The organism is Streptomyces sp. NPDC006476 (assembly GCF_040612015.1).
Taxonomy (GTDB): Bacteria; Actinomycetota; Actinomycetes; order Streptomycetales; family Streptomycetaceae; genus Streptomyces; species Streptomyces griseorubiginosus_B.
Genome location: NZ_JBEXPK010000325.1, coordinates 1 through 1,109 on the forward strand (window position 1 = coordinate 1; position 1,109 = coordinate 1,109).

The 1,109-nt window shown below is 62.4% G+C and carries 1 protein-coding gene; it reads right to left on the reverse strand.

Annotation, left to right across the window (positions count from 1 at the left end; translation table 11 throughout):
* Positions 1-152 precede the first annotated feature (152 nt).
* On the reverse strand, positions 153-572 hold the full coding sequence (locus ABZZ74_RS54340; RefSeq protein ID WP_356951474.1) for a hypothetical protein: 420 nt from the start codon (positions 570-572) through the stop codon (positions 153-155).
* Positions 573-1,109 lie beyond the last annotated feature (537 nt).

A 1,109-nucleotide genomic window follows, 5' to 3' on the forward strand; every position in this document is an offset into this window, starting at 1 on the left:
CGACCGGTGCCGTGGCGCGGATGGACGTCGACGCCGGCCCACAGACTCCACGTCACGGACCGCTCACCTGCGGAAACGTCTCAATCCCGGACCTTGCGTCAGCCCTGGGGATGGGCCGATCTACCGGAAATCCCAGATGGGATGACCTAGCATCATCCGATCCCATCGTGCAAAAATACCTGAAAGGTCTTTCCATCTTTAACGAAGGCAGGGTCGAGTAGGACCTGGAGTGGGACGCCGGGGGCGGGGTCAGAGATGGGTGGGGTGCTGCTGGCGTATTTCACAGAAATACTGCTGCCTATCCGCCAATTACCGGAGAAATGGCAGGATTCCTGTTTCGTGCCGTCAAGATCTACAGCAGGGCTGGTAACCGTCCGGCCCTCTGGATTGGTGCCCGTCACCTCGATTCCCTTCGTAATTGCAGCCAGGACACAGATCTCGACGGGTGCATTGCCGGGCTCATCTGCATATGCATGGACCCATCCGATTCCGGCGAAGGCGGAGGCCGCTGCGGCCGCAGCCGCCACGGTCCATGTGACCTTGCGCGTGCGCTTGTGCGTGCGTGAAGTCATAGATACTTGCTACCTTTCGTTCCGTCAGGAGCTAGAGACTGCCTATCATTAGCCCGCCCGGGTGACGCTGACGGTAGAGGCAAACGTCCATCGTCGTGGTCGACCACCTCCATGTCATCCAGCAGCGTCTTCAGCGCCACCGTGGTTCAGGCGTACCGTTCTGACGACAGCGAAGCGGAGCGGGGTGTACCGGCCCATGACAGCCACGGCCGCCGCAAGCGCTGCCCCAGACCGGCTGCTCCTCTCCTTCGGCTCCATGCACGCTGCTGGGCCCGCCATCAGACGCTGACCGACCCCGATTACGCCGAGGCCGCCACGGCAATGCGGCACCAATACCACCGCCAAAGCGGGGCTGTCGCCGCGGCAGTCAGGGCTGACGCAAGGTCCGGGATTGAGACGTTTCCGCAGGTGAGCGGTCCGTGACGTGGAAGACCGAAGCTCGGTTGAGCGGGGTGACCTCGCAAGTCGCCCTGTGCCTACGGAGCTTCGGTGAATCGTCAGTCTGCCATGTGTGTGCCCGTGATGGAGTCGTTGTCG

What these genes read in the sequence shown, in the direction of transcription:
- ABZZ74_RS54340 (WP_356951474.1), bottom strand. Translation starts at nt 572, where the DNA reads ATGACTTCACGCACGCACAAGCGCACGCGCAAGGTCACATGGACCGTG.